Annotated in this window: 3 protein-coding genes; 1 reads left to right on the top strand and 2 read right to left on the bottom strand. The window is 38.7% G+C overall.

Translation table 11 applies throughout. From position 1 onward, the window contains the following. A partial coding sequence (locus WB217_RS03825) for a DUF2062 domain-containing protein (protein ID WP_423990799.1) occupies positions 1-393 on the top strand: 393 nt, incomplete at its 5' end. An 89-nt stretch (positions 394-482) separates the two neighbouring features. Here WB217_RS03825 and WB217_RS03820 read toward each other — a convergent pair. Next, positions 483-833: a VOC family protein gene (locus WB217_RS03820; protein WP_423990797.1), complete on the bottom strand. Its 351-nt coding sequence runs from the start codon at positions 831-833 to the stop codon at positions 483-485. Between the two features lie 14 nt (positions 834-847). Then, positions 848-1,857, bottom strand: a 1,010-nt coding sequence (locus tag WB217_RS03815) for an S-adenosylmethionine:tRNA ribosyltransferase-isomerase (RefSeq protein WP_423990795.1), incomplete at its 5' end; no start/stop codon positions are given.

Below are 1,857 nucleotides of genomic sequence, written 5' to 3'. Positions count from 1 at the left end.
GGGTTTACTTTAGGTTTCTTGATTCACTTTATTCCCTCTTTTGGAATGGGACCGATTATATCAACAGCAAGTGCTAAACTTCTTAAAGGTAGTCCGGTTGCTGGGTTTATCAGCGGTGTTTCGCTTATTTGGCTTTTTCCATTCTTATTTTATTTGAATGTAATTGTCGGAGAGACGCTTTTTCCATATGGAATCTTCCCTTCAGCTTCTGGTATGCCTCACCATGGTGCAGTTATTGGAGCAAGTATGCATGTTGGTGCTGCCTTTTTCTTAGGCATGATTGTTAATGTTATCATTTTCGGGTTTATTGTATACTTCTTGATTTATACTCTTTTGCTGAAATACAGGCTGAATTTTTTATCAGCCATTAAAAAATGGGACGTAAAAAAATAAAGGAATGAAAAAATCTTATGGATTCTTTTCATTCCTTTATTTTTTTACGTTAGAGAGATTCATGCCTGGCAGACTTTTGTTTTTTCGCGTCAAGTCTGCAGGAATTCAATGATTTCGTTGTCAGATCCCTGATAAAACACTGTCTTCCAGCCGTTTTCCAGGAAATATGGACCTTCAATTGGCAAAAGTGAAGACTCTGCTAACCTGCGAATTTGGTCCTCAATATTATCCACTTCAAAACAAAGATGGACGTTCTCGCTTATATGGCTATTCAGATTATTTGCTATAAGCTCAATCATAAAGCCATTAAGATATAAAAATATGATTTCCTCATCTTGAAAAGAAGTTCTCAAATATTCCTTAAATCCAAGTAAATCCTCATAGAAAGTTTTCGCAGCTTCGAGGTTCTTCACTTCCAGTGCAAAATGGTGGATTCTCATATTTTTACTCCTTATCATATAATTAAGTTGATATCACCGAACTCATGCCATAAATAATTCTTTTCGATTGCAATCGAATAGGCTGAAAAAAGTTTTTTCTCATTCACAAATGCTGTAAGCATATCTAAGTGGCTTGCCTTAGGCTCATGGAAGCCAGTGATGATTCCATCGACGAGCTGCAGTTCATAGTCGGCACTCACATACAGATTTGTCCATCCTGATAAAATTGAAGTCTTTTTAGCCGTTTCTAATGCACGTACAACTGTCGTGCCAACCGCAACAACTTTTCCACCTGAAGACTTTGTCTCCATTATTGCCTTCATATCTTCTTGAGCTATTACATATTCTTCATAGTGGTCTTCTGGTGAATGTTCATACTGATCATCAAGCAAATAGCTTAGACCTGTATGAAGCTGCAGATAAGCGATCTTGATTCCTTTCCGCTGCAGCTTAAACAAAAGCTCCCAGCTGAAACCCCTTCCGGCTGATGGCATTTCTACGGACCCTGGCTGACTGGCAAAGACCGTCTGATAGTAGTCCAGCTTCCATGGCAGCTCAATATACTCATATCTGACTGGCTCACCTATTGAATAAAAAGCTTCGATAAGGTCTCTTCCCTGAATCGAAAACTGGACTATTTTTAATGGGGATTTAAAAACTTCGCCAATGACGTTTGCCTCTAGGTTTTCCCCCAAGCAGAATTGGTCACCCGCTTTGACATCTTCAGCAACGATTAGAACTTCCCAGGCAGAATCATTCTTTTTCCTTGCGAGCCTTATTTCAATCTCTTTCTTAATTAGCTTTCCATTTCTATGCCAATCAGCTTTCAAAATGGCAGGAATTGTTCTGCTGTTATTCAGCACAAGAATATCGCCGGGATTCAGATATTGGTCAAGTTCAAAAAACTTATCATGCTTTACGCTGCCTGTAGTCTTGTCAAGGATCATCATGTTTACATGATCTCTTCGTATCCCTCTTCTCTCAGGAGGAAGTGATGCATTGAGTTTAGAAGGAAGATAAAAAT

The organism is Mesobacillus sp. (assembly GCF_049588175.1).
GTDB lineage: Bacteria > Bacillota > Bacilli > Bacillales > Cytobacillaceae > Mesobacillus.
Note: the sequence above shows the minus strand (reverse complement) of the source record. Positions and strands in the feature narration are given on the sequence as shown.